Annotated in this window: 17 protein-coding genes; all 17 read left to right on the forward strand. The window is 52.9% G+C overall.

The annotated features are described in order from the left end of the window. Nucleotides 1-75: 75 nt before the first annotated feature. The 17 genes from ACIQ3Q_RS04940 to ACIQ3Q_RS05020 are packed head-to-tail and all read left to right on the forward strand — an operon-like array spanning nt 76 to nt 17381. The gene (locus ACIQ3Q_RS04940) at nt 76-1374 is read left to right on the forward strand and encodes a nucleotide sugar dehydrogenase (protein ID WP_396267881.1); all 1299 of its coding nucleotides are present in this window, start codon (nt 76-78) and stop codon (nt 1372-1374) included. A gap of 8 nt (nt 1375-1382) precedes the next feature. Next, nucleotides 1383-2330, forward strand: a complete 948-nt coding sequence (locus ACIQ3Q_RS04945; RefSeq protein ID WP_396267882.1) for a Gfo/Idh/MocA family protein — start codon at nt 1383-1385, stop codon at nt 2328-2330. Then, nucleotides 2327-2923, forward strand: coding sequence for an acyltransferase (locus tag ACIQ3Q_RS04950; RefSeq protein WP_396267884.1), 597 nt, complete (start codon nt 2327-2329; stop codon nt 2921-2923). Before ACIQ3Q_RS04945 ends, ACIQ3Q_RS04950 begins: the two co-directional genes overlap by 4 nt. Nucleotides 2924-2953: 30 nt before the next feature. Next, nucleotides 2954-4060, forward strand: a complete 1107-nt coding sequence (locus ACIQ3Q_RS04955; RefSeq protein WP_396267886.1) for a DegT/DnrJ/EryC1/StrS family aminotransferase — start codon at nt 2954-2956, stop codon at nt 4058-4060. 19 nt (nt 4061-4079) lie between these two features. After that, the gene (locus ACIQ3Q_RS04960; RefSeq protein WP_396267887.1) at nt 4080-5453 is read left to right on the forward strand and encodes an oligosaccharide flippase family protein; all 1374 of its coding nucleotides are present in this window, start codon (nt 4080-4082) and stop codon (nt 5451-5453) included. Further along, nucleotides 5450-6742, forward strand: a complete 1293-nt coding sequence (locus ACIQ3Q_RS04965; protein WP_396267888.1) for a hypothetical protein — start codon at nt 5450-5452, stop codon at nt 6740-6742. Before ACIQ3Q_RS04960 ends, ACIQ3Q_RS04965 begins: the two co-directional genes overlap by 4 nt. Next, nucleotides 6732-7835 (forward strand): non-hydrolyzing UDP-N-acetylglucosamine 2-epimerase, encoded by a 1104-nt coding sequence (wecB, locus tag ACIQ3Q_RS04970; protein ID WP_396267889.1) that lies wholly within the window; start codon nt 6732-6734, stop codon nt 7833-7835. Before ACIQ3Q_RS04965 ends, wecB (ACIQ3Q_RS04970) begins: the two co-directional genes overlap by 11 nt. Nucleotides 7836-7837: 2 nt before the next feature. After that, nucleotides 7838-9121, forward strand: coding sequence for a glycosyltransferase (locus ACIQ3Q_RS04975; RefSeq protein WP_396267890.1), 1284 nt, complete (start codon nt 7838-7840; stop codon nt 9119-9121). Nucleotides 9122-9137: 16 nt separating this feature from the next. Next, nucleotides 9138-10274 carry an N-acetyl sugar amidotransferase gene (locus tag ACIQ3Q_RS04980; protein ID WP_396267891.1) on the forward strand — a complete coding sequence of 379 codons (1137 nt, stop codon included), beginning with the start codon at nt 9138-9140 and terminating at the stop codon, nt 10272-10274. Further along, on the forward strand, nt 10271-10885 hold the full coding sequence (hisH, locus tag ACIQ3Q_RS04985) for an imidazole glycerol phosphate synthase subunit HisH (protein WP_396267892.1): 615 nt from the start codon (nt 10271-10273) through the stop codon (nt 10883-10885). The genes ACIQ3Q_RS04980 and hisH overlap by 4 nt, the downstream gene beginning before the upstream one ends. 5 nt (nt 10886-10890) lie before the next feature. Next, the gene (locus tag ACIQ3Q_RS04990) at nt 10891-11676 is read left to right on the forward strand and encodes an AglZ/HisF2 family acetamidino modification protein (protein ID WP_396267893.1); all 786 of its coding nucleotides are present in this window, start codon (nt 10891-10893) and stop codon (nt 11674-11676) included. Between the two features lie 18 nt (nt 11677-11694). Continuing rightward, a complete protein-coding gene (locus ACIQ3Q_RS04995; RefSeq protein WP_396267894.1) occupies nt 11695-12729 on the forward strand; it encodes a polysaccharide biosynthesis protein in 1035 nt (344 codons plus the stop codon). Between the two features lie 3 nt (nt 12730-12732). Further along, nucleotides 12733-13845, forward strand: coding sequence for an NAD-dependent epimerase/dehydratase family protein (locus tag ACIQ3Q_RS05000; protein WP_396267895.1), 1113 nt, complete (start codon nt 12733-12735; stop codon nt 13843-13845). Next, the gene (gene wecB, locus ACIQ3Q_RS05005) at nt 13842-14972 is read left to right on the forward strand and encodes a non-hydrolyzing UDP-N-acetylglucosamine 2-epimerase (RefSeq protein WP_396267896.1); all 1131 of its coding nucleotides are present in this window, start codon (nt 13842-13844) and stop codon (nt 14970-14972) included. The genes ACIQ3Q_RS05000 and wecB (ACIQ3Q_RS05005) overlap by 4 nt, the downstream gene beginning before the upstream one ends. A gap of 1 nt (nt 14973) precedes the next feature. After that, entirely contained in the window at nt 14974-16194 is a 1221-nt protein-coding gene (locus tag ACIQ3Q_RS05010) for a glycosyltransferase family 4 protein (RefSeq protein WP_396267897.1), read from the forward strand. Nucleotides 16195-16245: 51 nt separating this feature from the next. Further along, nucleotides 16246-16806 (forward strand): sugar transferase, encoded by a 561-nt coding sequence (locus ACIQ3Q_RS05015; RefSeq protein ID WP_396267899.1) that lies wholly within the window; start codon nt 16246-16248, stop codon nt 16804-16806. Next, entirely contained in the window at nt 16806-17381 is a 576-nt protein-coding gene (locus ACIQ3Q_RS05020; RefSeq protein WP_396267900.1) for an acetyltransferase, read from the forward strand. Before ACIQ3Q_RS05015 ends, ACIQ3Q_RS05020 begins: the two co-directional genes overlap by 1 nt. Nucleotide 17382 lies beyond the last annotated feature (1 nt).

A 17382-nucleotide genomic window follows, 5' to 3' on the forward strand; every position in this document is an offset into this window, starting at 1 on the left:
GGGTTGGGCTGCCAGGTGAGGTTCGACCCACGTGTTGCGCCCCTGCTTGACAAACAACAGGACAGGTAATGAAGTATGAACATTCAAAACTCTAAGATTGCAGTCATCGGTTTGGGCTATGTGGGCTTGCCTCTGGCTGTGGAGTTTGGGAAGCAGCGCGCCGTGATCGGCTTTGACATCAACGCTGCGCGTATTAGTGAGCTGAGATCTGGCCACGACAGTACTTTAGAGGTGAATGAGTCTCAACTCGCTGAAGCGACTCATCTGCAGTTCAGCAACCAATTGGATGACTTGAGGAGCTGTGGGGTATTCATCGTCACCGTTCCCACGCCTGTAGACCAAGCCAACCGCCCGGACATGACGCCGTTGGTCAAGGCGAGTCAGACGGTTGGACAGTCACTCAAGCCCGGTTCCATTGTCATATACGAATCGACGGTCTATCCAGGTGCCACGGAAGAGGTTTGCGTCCCGGTACTCGAGAAGTTCAGTGGTCTCAAGTTCAATGTCGACTTCTTTTGCGGATACAGCCCTGAGCGCATCAACCCAGGGGACAAGGTCAACACGCTTACCACCATCAAGAAGATCACCAGCGGCAGCACAACGGCCGTCGCAGAGGCCGTTGACGGACTCTACAGAAGCATCATCAAGGCTGGTACCTGGAAAGCCAGCAGCATCAAAGTTGCTGAAGCTGCAAAAGTCATCGAAAACAGCCAGCGCGATCTGAACATTGCGTTCGTCAATGAGTTGTCCGTTATTTTTGAGCGCATAGGTATTGATACCCTGGAGGTGCTCGAGGCCGCAGGCAGCAAATGGAACTTCCTGCCGTTCCGTCCGGGCATGGTGGGGGGCCATTGCATCGGTGTCGATCCGTACTACCTCACCCACAAGGCTGAAGAATTGGGCTATCACCCCCAGGTGATTTTGGCTGGGCGGCGAATCAATGATGACATGGCGCGTTATGCCGCACGCAGCATCATCAAGCGTATGCTGAATGGAGGCATCGATGTGGCTCGAAGCACGATTGGTGTTCTCGGGGTCACTTTCAAAGAGAACTGCCCTGACATTCGCAACAGCAAAGTCGCCGACTTGGTCAAGGAGTTGGCCTCATGGAATGCCAAAGTCGTCGTGATGGACCCTTGGGCTGATGCTGACGAGGTGATGCATGAGTACGGCATCCCACTCGGAACTATTGATGCAGATCACCCTGTGGACGCGCTGGTCGTCGCTGTTGGGCACCAAGAGTTCCGAGAACTCTCACCCGAAGCCCTGAAGTCTTACTGCCGCTGGGAGCACACACCGGTGTTGGGGGATCTGAAGAGCCTCTACGACAAGCAGGCCCTGGCAAACGCTGGATTCAACGTCTTTCGCCTTTGAGAACTCCCATGAAGAACTTTGCACTTATCGGCGCGGCCGGTTATATCGCCCCACGCCACATGCGCGCCATCAAGGAGACAGGCCATCATATGGCGGTGGCCTATGACATCAATGACTCGGTTGGCATCATCGACAGCATCTCACCTCAGAGTGAGTTCTTCACTGAGTTTGAACGCTTCTACGAACATGCGCAGTGCCTCAAGCGGGACCCAGCTACGCGCGTCGACTATGTGGCCATATGCAGCCCCAACTACCTGCATCATCCTCACATTGCAGCGGGCTTGCGCCTAGGTTGCGATGTCATCTGCGAAAAGCCATTGGTGCCCACACCAGCGCTGATGGACGAACTGGAGCGCCTGGAGCAAGAGACCGGCCAGCGCATCTACAACATTCTCCAGTTGCGTCATCACGATGCTATTTTGAAGCTCAAAGAAAAGGTCGCTGCAGCGCCCTTAGACAAGAAGTTTGACGTCGAACTCACCTACATCACGTCCCGCGGAAAGTGGTACATGGAGAGCTGGAAGGGAGACCCTCGAAAGTCGTTCGGTGTTGCCACAAACATCGGTGTGCATTTCTATGACATGCTGCATTTCATTTTCGGTAAGCTTCAGCGCAACGTTGTCCATTACAGCGGAGAAGCGAAAGCTGCTGGCTACCTCGAGTATGAGCGGGCACGAGTACGTTGGTTCCTGTCAATTGATGCGAATGATTTGCCTGAAGAAGTGAAAGGCAAAAAACCCACCTACCGCAACATTGACATCAGCGGAGAGCAACTCGAATTCAGCGAAGGCTTCACGGACCTTCACACCACCAGCTATCGTGAGATCTTGTCTGGGCGTGGTTACGGCCTCAAGGATGCCCGCCACTGCATTGAAACAGTGGATGTCATCCGTACCGCCCAAATCGTTCGTGGCGCGGACAATGAAGTACATCCCTTTGTGAGCCGTTTGGCATGACCGTCTTTGTTCATGCTTCCGCCATCGTCGATGAAGGCGCGCAGATTGGCGAAGGTTCGCGAGTCTGGCATTTCGTGCATGTGTGCGGAGGGGCTCGCATTGGCAAGGGCGTTTCACTTGGCCAAAACGTCTTTGTCGGAAACAAAGTGGAGATCGGTGATCACTGCAAAATTCAGAACAATGTTTCTGTCTACGACAACGTCACCCTTGAAGAGGGTGTGTTTTGCGGCCCCAGCATGGTGTTCACCAATGTGTACAACCCGCGCTCACTCGTAGAACGCAAGAGTGAGTATCGCGACACACTGGTCCGCAAAGGCGCCACCCTGGGTGCCAACTGCACCATTGTCTGCGGCTGCACTGTTGGAAGCTTTGCCTTCATCGGTGCCGGTGCGGTGGTGAATCGTGATGTGCCTGACTTCGCCCTGGTGGCCGGTGTTCCGGGACGGCACATAGGCTGGATGAGCAGACACGGTGAGCGGATTCCCTTGCCTTTGCAGGGCGACGGGGAATACCTCTGCCCACACACCCAAGATCGGTATGTGCTGAATGGACGCGTCCTGACCTGCGTTCCATCCGCTCAAGCCGCCCCATGAACGAATTGAACTTATTGAGCGAAGGCCACTATGGAGTTTATTGACCTCAAGGCGCAGTACAGTGCACTGCGCGACAGCATCAACGCTCGCATTCAAACGGTACTCGACCATGGTCAGTACATCATGGGGCCCGAAGTACATGAGTTGGAACAGCAGTTGGCCGCATTCACTGGTGCCAAGCACTGCATCACTGTATCGAGCGGAACTGAAGCCCTGTTAATCGCACTGATGGCGCTCAATCTGCGCCCTGGCGACGAAGTCATCACCACTCCGTTTACCTTTGCCGCAACGGCCGAAGTGATCGTATTGCTGGGTGGTGTTCCCGTTTTTGTGGACATCCAACCAGGCACATGCAACATCGACCCGGCACTGATTGAAGCCGCCATCACCCCGAAGACCCGTGCCATCATGCCGGTGAGCCTGTATGGTCAAGCGGCAGACATGGACGAGATCAACGCTATTGCTGCTCGCCATGGTGGTCTGCCAGTGATCGAGGACGCCGCCCAGAGTTTCGGAGCCACCTACAAAGGTCGGCGTAGTTGCAATCTCTCTACTTTCGGATGCACGAGCTTTTTTCCTAGCAAACCTTTAGGCTGCTATGGCGATGGCGGTGCCATCTTCACTAATGATGATCAGTTGGCGATAGCGAGTCGCGAGATCCGTGTACACGGCCAGAGCGCTCGCTACACACACACCCGCCTCGGGGTTGGTGGTCGCATGGACACACTTCAATGCGCGATCGTATTGGCGAAGCTCGAACGGTTCCAGTGGGAGTTGGACCAACGGAAACACCTTGGCGAGCAATACCGGAGCTTGATCACCGAAACCTGTGGCTCAAGTGTTGAACTGTTGGAAGTCAAGCCAGACAGAGACTGTGTCTGGGCCCAATTCACGGTGAAGGTTAAGAATCGGGAAGCCGTTCAAGACGCGCTGAAGCAAACCGGAGTTCCCACTGCGGTGCATTACCCAAAGCCTCTGCATTTGCAGCCCGCTTATGCCCTGCCAACACCTCAAACTTTTGAGCATAGCGAGCGTATGGCCAAAGAGGTCATGAGCCTACCCATGAGCCCTGATTTGAGCAGCACAGACCTCCAAACTGTAGTGAATGCCCTTGCCAAATCATTGAACACACATTGACACCTCAGAGGCTAGCGCTGTGCCCTCTCCTCCCCCGTCAGTACGCACGGCGAAACAAGGCTTCGTCCGAGCCATTGCCGTGCTCGTGGGAGGAACCGCAGCTGCGCACGCTGTCACAGCACTGGCCATGCCTATCCTCTCCCGCCTCTATGATCCTGCAGACTTCGGAGCCCTTGCCGTACTGACAGCTATCGTGTCAACAATCGGCGTTGTTGCCTGTCTCCGATACGATGTGGCGGTTGCCCTGCCACGAAGCGATGAAGACAGTCTGGCACTCTTGACCATCTCGCTGGCCAGTGCAGCAGTCGCAGGTCTCTTGGCTTGCGCTGTCGTTGCAGTATTTTTCGACAGCTTAGTATTATGGTTTGGAGAACCGGCACTAGACCAAGGGAAATGGCTTATTCCCATCGGCATATTCTGCTTTGGCGCATGGAATGCCCTCCAAAGTTGGCATATTCGACAACAGAATTTCGGATCCATCGCTAAAGCTCGCCTAGGTCAAGCGCTGGCCACGTCAAGTGTACAAGCCATCTCCGCAACGATGGGCGCCGGCACAATTGGGTTACTCGCAGGACCTGCTGCCGGGTTTGCAGCAAGTTTAGTCGCATTGATATATCTTGGAAGAGATTATTTTATAAAGTCTTTCGCAATCAGGATATTAAAGAATTTAAAGACAATCGCGAAACAGTATATAAAATACCCCCTATACTCCACATTAGAAGCCTTCTCAAACCAAGCCGCCTCACAAGTCCCAATCGTCATAATTGCGGCCACTCTCGGTACAACTCAAGTTGGACATCTGGCTCTCGCGATGCTGGCTTTACAGGCGCCTATGAGTCTGCTCGGTTCAGCCGTAGGGCAAGTTTATTTGTCACGAGCACCTGAGGAGCACCAACAGGGTAAATTGGGAGATTTCACATCTCATGTGATTGCAAATCTTGTCAAGGTCGGTGCAGGTCCAATTCTAGCGATAGGCATTATATCACCCTCACTATTTCCCGTGGTTTTCGGAAGCAACTGGGAAGCAGCAGCAGTATTTGTAACTTGGATGGCGCCATGGTTTTTCCTGCAATTCATTGCCTCACCAATTTCGATGGCATTGCATGTTGTAGGAGCCCAAGGAGCCGCTATGGGTTTGCAAGTATTCGCCCTCGTGATTCGAGTTGGCGCCACTTGGGGAGCCGGTCAAGTTTTTCCCACTTGGATGATTGAAACCTACATATTATCCGGCGCCTTTGTATATTTTATTTATACATTCATCATATTGAAACATCTACAAAAAATCAATCAAAAAACAGCACTCCCGCCGCTGAACAAACTGCTACTGTGGATTTCACCTTGGCTTCTTGCCTCCGTTGCTGCCGTTATCGCAGTAGGAGAAATCCAGCAATGACCGCGAAGATAATAGATAAGCATTGCGCCCAAGATGGCGATTTGCGCCCGCAGCATCTCCCTCAAAATTCAAAGACAAGACAGCTGAACCTTTTCGAAAAGGCATTAGTCCCTCAAAATGGCCTTTTTATTTTTTCAGCGATACTGTTGGTTGTATATGCGATTGCCCCTGCAGCAGTCTACTTGATTGCGCCTGTTGGAGAATCCTTTTTACTGCTCAGCCTCATTACTATCTGCGCAGTGACAAGCATGCTGCTTGGATCACAGATATCGTTGTTTGACTCCAGATTCAAACCTTCCGCTCCACGTCTGGCCATAGATCGTCGTGTCTTTATTGCCGTGACTTGGCTAATATTTATTGCATTTGTGCTCATTACATTTTCAACAGCGCCATCAATTCCAATTTGGACAGCCTTGCGAGGGGGCGCAACGAGCAATGAATTGAGTCAAGAGCGCGGTGAGTTCCTAAAGGGTCGAGAAGGTGCTGGGATTGCCCTCCTTTACATTAGTACCTTTCTAGTCAACACAATTGTGCCTTACAGCATAGTATTGCTATATCGTGTCAAATCCTCGCTTAGACACTGGGCAGCCGCAGTATTTTTCCTCTTCTGCATCAGTTTTATGCAGAAAGCATTGTTCCTTAATTTGATTCTCCCACTGCTGGTTTTTCTGGCGATCACCAGAAAACTTTCCACCAAGATTTTCTTACCCGTTATTTTTGGGACTGTTGGCCTGTTACTTCTGACCACTGCACTTTCCTTGGCAGGCGAGGGTGGCGACACCAGCAATACACGATCAAGCGATTACTTGACCGCTCTGTATGCGCCAAGCAATCCTATTGATTACTTCATCTGGCGTGCCGCGGCAGTACCTATATTTACTGCAACGGACACGCTAGTTGTGCATTCAGAGCAATTTGGATCCCGCCCACTCATGGGGGCAACCAGCACGCTTATCTCCTCTATTCTCGGCATTGAGCGCATAAACCTTGAGCGATTCGTTTTCGAACATCAGTTTGGCGGCTGGAATGACACAGCCAACTCAAATGCGGTCTTTTGCATTGATGCGTATGTGAATTTTGGATGGCCAGGTGTAGTTATTTTCGGGTTAATCATTGGCCTCACTTTTCGCTGGTTTAAGATTTCGACGGATATTGGGTTCCAATCTCTGTGGCTGATATTTGCCTTTGTTTTGTTTTCCGCCCCTCTTATTGGCATGCTGCTGAGCAATGGATTCGCTTACATGCTACTTCATGGACTCTATATCAGAGTAGATCGTCATGGCACTTAACTCTAAAACTTTCAAAGTTGTCACCATCGTCGGTGCTAGGCCCCAGTTTGTGAAGGCCGCCGCGCTTAGCCCAAGGTTGCAAGAAACAGGCACTCTGAGCGAAACAATTGTGCATACTGGCCAGCACTTTGATCGAACGATGTCAGATATCTTTTTTGAAGAGATGAAGATACCGGACCCAAAGATCAATCTAGGCATTGGCGGCGGATCTCATGGTCAAAACACTGGGCGAATGATTGAGGCACTGGAACGTGTGTTTATAGAAGAGTGCCCGGATACCGTGCTAGTGTATGGCGACACAGATTCGACTCTGGCTGCAGCGATTGCCGCGTCTAAAATGGGAATTAAGCTCACTCATGTGGAGGCTGGCCTACGCTCCTACCGGCGTGCAATGCCTGAAGAGATAAATAGAGTTCTTACAGACCATGTTTCTGACATACTATATACGCCCTGTCAAAGTGCAATCAGTAATCTGCTGAAGGAAGGTATTGCCGAGAGTAAGATACACAACGCTGGAGATGTTATGCTGGATGTCGTTCGGCGCTTCCAGGGTATCGCAAAGACTCAGAGCAACATAGTTCGAGAATTGAACCTATCCCAAGCTCGATTCAGCTTGATGACGCTGCATAGAAAAGAAAACGTAGATAGCAAGGCGTCGTTAGAGAGAATATTTAGCGGCATTGCACAGTCTGGCGTTGATACCGTGTTTTTAATTCACCCCAGAACTACAAAAATGATCGAGAGTTTCGGCCTAAAGATTCCGGCTAATGTCCGTGTCATTGCACCTGTTGGATACATCGACATGCTGGCACTCATTGAGGCGTCAAGCTTGGTGATGACAGACAGCGGCGGTCTTCAGAAAGAAGCCTATTTTTTGAATAAGCCATGCGTGACCCTTCGCGAAGAAACCGAATGGATTGAGCTCGTCGAGGCAAAGGTGAACGTTCTTGTTGGTTCTAACCCCGAACTCATTCTGTCTGCACTATCAAAGACAGACTGGCCTGTGCAGTTCAACGCAGTCTATGGCGATGGGCGTGCGGCAGAGCGGATTGCCGAAGACCTTCTTCACAGACTTCAAATCTCCACGAATTGATCATGAACGTCGTTCTAATTGCGCACTATTTTCCACCTATCAATAGCTCTGGGGCGAAGCGCGCTGAGGCACTGTCAAAGTATTTTGTGAGTTTCGGGCATACCGTGTCCGTCATCACGCCTCAGAAGAACACCTCTCATGGTGAGTTTACCGAGAGTGTTCCCCCAGGAGTCAACTTGATCGAGCTTAATTGGCTCGGCCTGCGGCGAGCATCCATTGACAACGGAGGTCGCTTTGAACCAATGTATTCAGGAAGGCCGTCTCTCGCCCGACGAGTTAAAGATTGGGTGATGGATCTATTGGGACAGATTCCAGACCCTAGATTACCGTTTTCATTCTCGTTTTTGAGCCCATGGTTCTCAAATGAAGCCAAGTCTGCGATTAAGGCTGCAGATATAGTGATCGGCACTACACCACCATGGCCAATGGTGTTGGCGGCATTGATTTGCAAGTTTCGGTTTGGAAAGCCCTGTGTTTTGGACTACCGCGATCATTTCAGTGAGTGTCACGAGATGCCGGGTGGACGTTTCGCCAAAGCTCTTGAGAAGGTCATTGACCGCAGATTGGTTCAATCAGCAAATCATATTGTTTGCATTTCTGAGCCAATGTCTAAGTACTATCGCACCTTGAGCCCGAATGTCTCCACTATTCTGAACGGTTATGACCATGAGTTGATTGAACAAGCTCGCACACTGGAGCGTGAGCCAAAGGATTCAAATACCTTAGTGGTTCGATACATGGGAATTGTTTCCCCAGGTAGAGTACCTCATAATATTCTTAGGGCACTTGTTCGATTGAAGGCTTCTCACCCCTTGCTTTTCGATAATTTTAGATTTGAGTTTTTTGGTAATGCCGCCGTACTGCAGAATGAGCTGCAGTTAAAATATCCCGACATAGTGAATGCATTTCATTTTTTTGAACCAGTACCATACCTGGAGTCACTTCAGAAAATAGTTGAAGCGGACTATCTTTTATTCAGCGAAACCTCTTCGAAGAATACATTGAGTGCCCAAGGCATACTGACCACAAAACTATTTGAGTACTTGGGATCCGGGAGACCAATACTTGGAGACATATCGCCAGATACTTTGGCCGGCTCTCTTGCGCTAGAATGCAGCCGGCGCCATATCATCAGCGATGATTCGGAGCAATTTTATAAAAACTTTTCCGATGCAAGCTTCTACGCTCGGCAAGAAGATTATGTTTCACCAAGGACATTTTCACTTTCTCGAATGGCTCAAGCCAAGCAGTACTCCGACTTGGCTCAGCAAGTCATCCACAGCTAATTAATTTAGAGTCCGTATGCGTCCATATCAAATTTGCTCCCACTGCATCATGGATACCACCGACCCGAACATCACGTTCGATGCGCGTGGGTGGTGCGATTACTGCAATAACTACGAAGCGACCATTGCTCCCAATTGGCATACCGATGCCCGAGGTCAGGCTCAGCTGACCCAGATGGCGGAGAGCATCAAGGCAGCGGGGCGTGGCCGCGACTTCGACTGCATCATCGGACTCTCTGGCGGCTTGGACAGCTCCTACGCCGCCTATGTCGCTAAAGTGAAGATGGGGCTTCGTCCTCTCCTGTTCCATGTGGATGCTGGCTGGAACACTGACCAAGCCGTTGGCAACATCGAGAAGCTGGTGGATGGCCTGGGGCTGGATCTCTACACCGAGGTCGTCAATTGGGAAGAGATGAAGGATCTGCAGGTCGCATTTCTTCGGTCTGGCATTCCGGACCAAGACCTGGTCCAAGATGCTTCGTTTTTCTCTGCGTTGTATAAGTTTGCACGTCAGCACAAGATCAAGCACATCATCACAGGTTCAAATTTTTCAACAGAGTGCTGCCGAGAACCCGAAGAGTGGGGGGGCTATCTCGGCATTGATACTTGGCTTTTCAATGATATTCATCGGCAGTTTGGAAAGCGCCCACTGGATTCGTTTCCATTGACGGATATTCTGCGTTACAAGCTTCTGTACCAGAAGATCTTGGGCATGAAGGTCTATCACCCGCTGAACCTGGTGCCCTTTGAAAAGAAGGCCGCAGAAGACGAGCTGGGCTCATTGTTCGGCTGGCAGCGCTTTCAACACAAACACCATGAGTCTCGCTTCACACGTTTCTATGAGGACTACTGGCTTCCCCGCCGTTTTGGCTACGAGAAGCGAAGAGCTCACTTCTCCAGTCTCGTCCAGACTGGGCAGATGTCGCGCGACGCCGCTCTCGATCGCATCTCCCGCCCCGAGATGGATGAGCACTTTTTGAAGCAGGAGTTCGAGTACGTCGCCCACAAATTGGATCTCTCTGTGGATGAACTCCAGGCACTGTTCGACTTGCCCAAGAAGACTTATAGGGACTATCGCAATAAGCGTTGGATGATCGGGTTAGGCGCCAACATTATGCGTATGCTGGGCCTAGAGAAAAGGTACTTCAGATGATCCGTATCGTCGACTATGGTGTGGGCAATATCCAGGCCTTCATGACCATGTTCAAGCGCCTAGGGCTACCCGCTGAGCGGGCGCGTACACCTGAGGACCTGGCCGATGCGCAACGACTCATTCTTCCTGGTGTGGGCGCGTTCGATCACGCCATGACCTTGTTGAACCAGTCCGGCATGCGTGAGCCCCTGACAGCCATGGTCCTCGACCGTAAAGTGCCGTTGCTGGGCGTGTGTGTAGGCATGCAGATGTTGGCCTCCGGGTCAGATGAGGGTATGCTTCCTGGCCTGAATTGGGTGCCAGGAAGAGTCAAGGCATTTGCCACTACGGCCGAGTCGTCCAAGCTCCCGATGCCTCATATGGGCTGGAATGATTTGGAACTGCGAACCAACGATCGCTTGTTCTCAGACTTCGAGCGAGACCCTCGCTTTTACTTTCTGCATTCCTATTACTTCGAAGCGACAGATAGGCAGCATGTCGCGGCTACAGCCACTTATGGCCTAAAGTTTGATTGCGTCGTCGCACGCGACCACATCTACGGCGTTCAGTGTCATCCTGAAAAGAGCCATCACTTCGGCGCACAGTTGCTGAAAAATTTTGGGGAGATCTGAGCACCATGCTGCGCCCACGCATCATTCCGTGCCTACTCGTGCACAAAGGCGGTCTGGTCAAGACACAAGAATTCAAGTCCCCTAAATACGTTGGGGACCCCATCAATGCGGTCAAGATCTTCAATGAGAAAGAATCTGATGAGCTCGTTGTGCTTGACATTGATGCCAGTGCAAACCGGGTCGAGCCAAATTACACACTGATCGCCAAGCTTGCGGCTGAATGCAGAATGCCTCTGTGCTATGGCGGCGGCATCACTACTGCAGAACAAGCAGCCCGAATCATCGATCTGGGCGTAGAGAAAGTTGCCATCAGTGCTGCTGCTGTCGCTAACCCAAGTTTGCTGACCGACATTTCCAATGCCATTGGCCGCCAAAGCGTGGTCGCCATCATCGATGTGCGCAAGCGCTCCGGCCTATTTGCGAAGGGTTATGAGGTCTGTACCCATAACGGCAAGAACGTTCACAAGATTGATCCACTCGTTCTGGCTCAACAGTTGCAAGAAGCCGGCGCAGGTGAAATCGTCATCAACTCGATTGATCGTGATGGGATGATGAAGGGGTATGACCTCAGCCTAGCCAAGCAGATGCGAGATGCCTTGCGGGTGCCCCTCACAGTTTTGGGTGGGGCAGGAACGCTAGACGACATCGGCGCCCTCATCAAAACCTGTGGAGTAGTTGGAGCGGCTGTTGGTAGCTTGTTTGTTTTCAAGGGCCAGTACCGTGCGGTCCTGATCAACTACCCCACAAGTCAACAGAAGGACGAGCTCTGTGCGGCCGCTCTGGCCCCTTGATGCTCGAGAGGAATCATCATGTTTAACAATAAGACGCTCTTAATCACTGGTGGCACGGGCTCATTCGGCAATGCTGTGTTGCGCCGCTTCCTGCAATCGGACCTTCGCGAGATTCGCATCTTCAGCCGGGACGAGAAGAAGCAGGACGACATGCGAAAGCTGTACAGCAGCCCTAAGCTGAAGTTTTATATCGGCGACGTTCGCGACCGCCAGAGCATTGCTGCAGCCATGCGGGGGGTGGACTATTGCTTCCATGCCGCCGCTCTGAAGCAGGTTCCGTCGTGTGAGTTCCACCCCATGGAGGCGGTACGGACCAATGTCCTAGGCACAGAGAACGTTCTTGAGGCAGCTGTTCAAGCACGTGTGGCTCGCGTGGTGTGTCTGAGCACCGACAAGGCTGTCTATCCCATCAACGCCATGGGTATCTCTAAGGCGATGATGGAAAAGGTCATGGTCGCAGCCTCGCGCAATCTTGAAGGCACAGGCACGGTCATTTGCGGCACGCGCTATGGCAACGTGATGGCATCAAGAGGCTCGGTGATCCCGCTGTTCGTGGACCAAGTCCTGAATGGCAAGCCCATCACCATCACCGACCCGGCCATGACTCGGTTCATGATGACACTCGATGACGCGGTGGAATTGGTGCTCTACGCTTTCGAGCACGGCAATAACGGTGACATCTTTGTTCAAAAGGCGCCGGCAGCAACCGTAGAAGTCCTGACGCAAGCCATTTTGGCTCTGATGAAAAGACAAGATCATGAAGTTCGCGTGATCGGAACCCGGCACGGCGAGAAGCTTTATGAAGCGCTTTTGAGTCGAGAAGAAAGAGCCGCTGCGGAAGACCTGGGAGGCTACTACCGGGTGCCACCCGATGGCCGCGACTTGAACTATGAGAAGTTCGTCAACCAGGGCGAAACAAGCATCAGCATGAGTGAGGACTACAACTCTCACAACACAGAGCGCCTAGATGTCGCCGGCATGACCCAGTTGCTGTTGAAACTCACCTTCATGAAGCGCATTGCCAATGGCGAGCGAGTTCAGGCCGAGGAGTAAGTCATGCGCATAGCCATCACTGGCGCCCGTGGCTTCATGGGCAAAAATCTCAAGGTGCACCTGGGGGAAAAAGGCTACCGTGATCTGATCGATATCCCTCACGATTCGGATATCCATCAGATGAAGTCTTTGCTGAATGACGTTGACTTTGTGTTCCATCTGGCGGGTGTCAATCGCCCGCAGAATACTGATGAGTTTGTGTCGGGCAACGCGCAGTTCACAGAATTACTTTGTGCAGCCATGGCCGGGCAGCCCAAGTGCCCCAGCGTGGCCTATGCTTCATCCACTCAAGCGGCGCTTGACAACCCATACGGCAGAAGCAAGCGATCCGCTGAGGATGCGTTGTTGGCCTATGGCCGACAGAATGGCGTTGGCGCCTATGTGTTCAGACTGACCAATGTCTTTGGCAAGTGGTCTCGCCCCAACTACAACTCTGCAGTTGCAACGTTTTGCCATAACATCGCTCGGGACTTGCCCATCAGCATCAATGACCCCAATGCTGCTGTTCGCTTGGTGTACATCGACGATGTGGTGGCCAGTTTTTCAGGCCTTCTGAGCAACTCCAACCTCACCACTGGGTACTGTGAGGCAGGCCCGGAGTACGACGTCACGGTGGGAGCTTTGGCGGAGACCATTCGCGGCTTTAAGCAGAGCCGCGAGACCATGCTGACGGACAGGGTTGGGCAAGGGCTCACTCGCGCGCTGCACTCCACCTATGTCAGTTTTCTACCGGTGGAGTCATTCCATTACGATGTTCCGCGACACGGTGATCCACGTGGCGTCTTCGTCGAAATGCTCAAAACACCTGACTGTGGGCAGTTTTCTTACTTCACTGCACACCCAGGCATTACACGCGGTGAACATTATCACCACTCGAAGACAGAGAAGTTTCTTGTCATCAAGGGCCAAGCTCTGTTTGGGTTTCGGCACATTGTGACGGGTGAGACTTATGAACTGACGGTGCAGGGCGGTGAAGGCCGAATCGTAGAAACTGTCCCAGGCTGGACGCACAACATCACCAATGTGGGCCAAGAGGAAATGATCGTCATGCTTTGGGCCAATGAGATTTTTGACCGCGAACGACCGGACACCTTTGCGATGAAAGTCAAGCCATGATCAAGATGAAAGTTGTCACTGTCGTTGGCACACGCCCAGAGATCATCAGACTTTCGCGGGTGATGGCGAAGCTGGATGCGCACTGTGAGCACATCATCGTTCATACAGGCCAGAACTACGATTACGAGCTGAACCAGATCTTTTTCGATGATCTTGGAATTCGAAAGCCCGACCACTTTCTGAACGCAGCCGGCGCTACAGGTGCCGAGACCATCGGTAAAGTCATCATTGCGGTCGATCAGGTACTCGCTGAGGTCAAGCCCGATGCCATGCTGGTATTGGGTGACACCAACAGTTGTCTCGCGGTCATTCCAGCTAAACGCCGAAAGATTCCGACCTTCCATATGGAGGCTGGGAATCGGTGCTTTGATATGCGGGTACCCGAGGAGATCAATCGCAGAATCGTTGATCACACTGCGGACATCAATCTAACTTACAGCTCCATCGCGCGCGAGTATTTGATGGCAGAGGGCCTGCCCGCAGACAGAGTGATCAAGACTGGCAGCCCGATGTTTGAGGTGCTCCACCACTACCGTACCAGCATTGAGCGTTCCGACGTTCTGCAGCGCCTGGGTCTCAAGGAAGGCGAGTTCTTTGTGGTGAGTGCACACCGCGAGGAGAACATTGACTCCGATAAGAATTTCGGTAAGTTGGTATCCACCTTAAACAGCATCGCGCGCACCTACCAACTACCCGTCATCGTTTCCACTCACCCGCGCACCCAGAAGCGGGTTGATGCGGTGGGCGCCAAGTTCGAGCCGCAGATTCAACTCCTCAAGCCCTTGGGCTTCACTGACTACAACAAGCTGCAAATCACGGCGCGAGCCGTGCTCTCAGACAGCGGAACGATCAATGAAGAGTCGTCCATCATGAACTTCCCGGCCCTGAATTTGCGGGAGGCCCACGAACGCCCCGAGGGCATGGAAGAAGCTGCGGTGATGATGACCGGCCTGGAAGAACTTCGCGTGATGCAGGCCTTGTCCATTCTGCAAACTCAAGCCCGGGGTGAGGAACGACATTTGCGCCAAGTGGCAGACTACAGCATGCCTAATGTGTCGGACAAAGTTTTGCGCATCATTCACAGCTACACCGACTATGTGAATCGAGTAGTTTGGAAGAAGTACTGACATGCGTGTGCTGATCGTCAGCCAGTATTTTTGGCCTGAGAACTTCCGTGTCAATGACTTGGCAACGGAACTCGCCAGCAAAGGGCATCAAGTCACTGTGCTGACGGGGTGGCCCAATTACCCTGATGGTCAAGTCTTCCCGGCTTTCCGAGAGCAACCCAAAGCGTTTCAATCATTGTCAAGTGTAGAGATCGTCAGGGTGCCACTGCTTCCACGGGGCACTGGTGGACTCAGATTGATGCTCAACTATCTGTCCTTCACGTTGAGCGCCAGTATCTTGGGGGCCTGGAAGCTGCGTGGTCGTGCGTTCGACGTGGTGTTTGTGAATCAACTCTCTCCCGTCACGGTGGGCCTGCCTGGCGCCCTGATTGCGAAGATAAAGCAGGCCCCGATGGCCATGTGGGTTCTGGACCTTTGGCCTGACACCTTGCACGCCATCGGTGTGGTGCGATCACCCAAGGTGTTGAGCTGGGTCGGTCAACTGGTGGCGTTCATTTATCGACGCTGCGACCTAGTTCTGGCGCAATCAAAGAGCTTCATTCCGGAGATCCGCAAGCTAACCCCTCCCGGTAAAGCTGTTGAGTATTTGCCGAGTTGGGCGGAAGACATCTTCCAAAGCACCGAGGTATCTCCAACAACAGAGATTGCCCATCAAGAGGGTAGCTTCGACGTGATGTTCGCAGGAAACATCGGGGAGGCTCAAGACTTCCCGTGCATTCTGGGGGCGGCGGACCTACTCAAACACCATGCCCATATTCGCTGGCTGATTGTCGGTGATGGGAGAATGCGAGCTTGGGTTGAGCAAGAGGTGCAGCGGCGAGGCTTGCACAAAAACGTCTTACTCCTCGGGCGCTTTCCCGTTGAGCGGATGCCTTCTTTCTACCAAAGAGCGCATGCCTTGCTGGTCACTCTGCAAGACAAGCCCATCTTTGCCATGACAATTCCGGGCAAGCTGCAGTCCTATTTGGCAGCAGGCCGTCCTGTGGTCGCAGCCCTGAACGGCGAAGGGGCGGCCCTGGTACATGAAGCAGGCGCCGGTCGTGTCTGTGCAGCGGGTGACAGCCAAGGCTTAGCAGACGCTGTGCTGGCACTTTCGCGCATGACTGATGCGGAGCGCAACAGCATGGGGCGCAAGGGACGCCAGATCAGCGAGCAAGAGTTTGAGCGTAGCGCCGTGCTGGGAAAGCTTGAACACCTGCTGCTCTCTATGCGCGCGACCTAAGCCAATTGACCCCAACCAGACCCCAGGGGAACTCAACAACTTACCAATGTCATGAAGCGGATTTTTGACTTCACTCTCGCGGTCATTGCAAGCGTCTTTTTGGCACTACCGCTGCTGATCGCCTTCATCGCCATTCGACTGACCTCCCCTGGCCCCGCTCTGTATTGGAGTGACAGAGTCGGCAGGAACAACGTCATATTCAGGATGCCTAAATTCCGCAGCATGCGAGTCGGCACCCCTGCTGTTGCAACCCACTTGCTTGCAGACCCTCGTTCCCATTTGACACCCATTGGGTCCTTTTTGCGCAAAAGCAGCATCGACGAGTTGCCGCAGTTGTGGAGCATCCTCGCCGGAGACATGAGTTTCGTCGGCCCCCGCCCGGCGCTCTTCAACCAAGAGGATCTGATCCAGCTGCGCACCTGTAAGAACGTCCACACCTTGCTGCCTGGACTGACCGGCTGGGCCCAAATCAACGGACGAGACGAGATACCGATCCCCCAAAAGGTCGCATTGGATGAAGCGTACCTTCAGCGCCAGAGCTTCTGGTTTGATGTTCGGATTCTTTGGCTTACGTTTGTCAAAGTGGTCCGCAGAGACGGCATTACTCACTGATGAAACGATTGCTTGTTTTGGGCGCCGGAGGCCATGGTCGGTCCGTGGCTGAAGCCGCGCTCGCCACGGGCCAGTATCAAGTCGTGGGTTTTCTGGACGATGGTGCGGACATCGGCGCACGGGTGCTGGGACTGCCGGTCAAGGGGCGTGTTTCGGAACTGTCTCACTGGCTTGCCAGCGTGGACAGCATCATTGTCGCGATCGGTCACAACCTCACACGCGCCCAACTCACTGACACCATTCCTGAAGGCTCACTGGCCACCATCATCCACCCCACCAGCATTGTGGCCCCGTCAGCGCAGATAGGAGCTGGCAGCGCCATCATGGCCGGCGCGATAATAGGAACGTCGGCCACGATCGGCAAAGGCGTCATTGTCAACTTAGGCGCGGTCGTGGATCACGACGGAGCAGTACTGGACTTCGGGCACTTGGGCGTCAATGCGTCCATGGCTGGGGCATCCAGATTGGGAAGGGCAGCTTGGCTGCAGTGTGGTGCTTGCTTAGGCTCTGGCGTCTGCGTCCCAGACGGTGCAGTAGTTCCGCCTGGGCGAGGCCTGAGCGACTGGGTTGCTTGAT

The sequence above is a fragment of the Ideonella sp. genome (assembly GCF_044358605.1).
GTDB lineage: Bacteria > Pseudomonadota > Gammaproteobacteria > Burkholderiales > Burkholderiaceae_C > Ideonella.

Coding starts and splice junctions, on each gene's coding strand:
- ACIQ3Q_RS04965 (WP_396267888.1), top strand. CDS start 5,450: ATGACCGCGAAGATAATAGATAAGCATTGCGCCCAAGATGGCGATTTG.
- ACIQ3Q_RS04975 (WP_396267890.1), top strand. CDS start 7,838: ATGAACGTCGTTCTAATTGCGCACTATTTTCCACCTATCAATAGCTCT.
- wecB (WP_396267889.1), top strand. CDS start 6,732: ATGGCACTTAACTCTAAAACTTTCAAAGTTGTCACCATCGTCGGTGCT.
- hisH (WP_396267892.1), top strand. CDS start 10,271: ATGATCCGTATCGTCGACTATGGTGTGGGCAATATCCAGGCCTTCATG.
- ACIQ3Q_RS05000 (WP_396267895.1), top strand. CDS start 12,733: ATGCGCATAGCCATCACTGGCGCCCGTGGCTTCATGGGCAAAAATCTC.
- ACIQ3Q_RS04980 (WP_396267891.1), top strand. CDS start 9,138: ATGCGTCCATATCAAATTTGCTCCCACTGCATCATGGATACCACCGAC.
- ACIQ3Q_RS04955 (WP_396267886.1), top strand. CDS start 2,954: ATGGAGTTTATTGACCTCAAGGCGCAGTACAGTGCACTGCGCGACAGC.
- wecB (WP_396267896.1), top strand. CDS start 13,842: ATGATCAAGATGAAAGTTGTCACTGTCGTTGGCACACGCCCAGAGATC.
- ACIQ3Q_RS05015 (WP_396267899.1), top strand. CDS start 16,246: ATGAAGCGGATTTTTGACTTCACTCTCGCGGTCATTGCAAGCGTCTTT.
- ACIQ3Q_RS05020 (WP_396267900.1), top strand. CDS start 16,806: ATGAAACGATTGCTTGTTTTGGGCGCCGGAGGCCATGGTCGGTCCGTG.
- ACIQ3Q_RS05010 (WP_396267897.1), top strand. CDS start 14,974: ATGCGTGTGCTGATCGTCAGCCAGTATTTTTGGCCTGAGAACTTCCGT.
- ACIQ3Q_RS04950 (WP_396267884.1), top strand. CDS start 2,327: ATGACCGTCTTTGTTCATGCTTCCGCCATCGTCGATGAAGGCGCGCAG.
- ACIQ3Q_RS04990 (WP_396267893.1), top strand. CDS start 10,891: ATGCTGCGCCCACGCATCATTCCGTGCCTACTCGTGCACAAAGGCGGT.
- ACIQ3Q_RS04945 (WP_396267882.1), top strand. CDS start 1,383: ATGAAGAACTTTGCACTTATCGGCGCGGCCGGTTATATCGCCCCACGC.
- ACIQ3Q_RS04995 (WP_396267894.1), top strand. CDS start 11,695: ATGTTTAACAATAAGACGCTCTTAATCACTGGTGGCACGGGCTCATTC.
- ACIQ3Q_RS04940 (WP_396267881.1), top strand. CDS start 76: ATGAACATTCAAAACTCTAAGATTGCAGTCATCGGTTTGGGCTATGTG.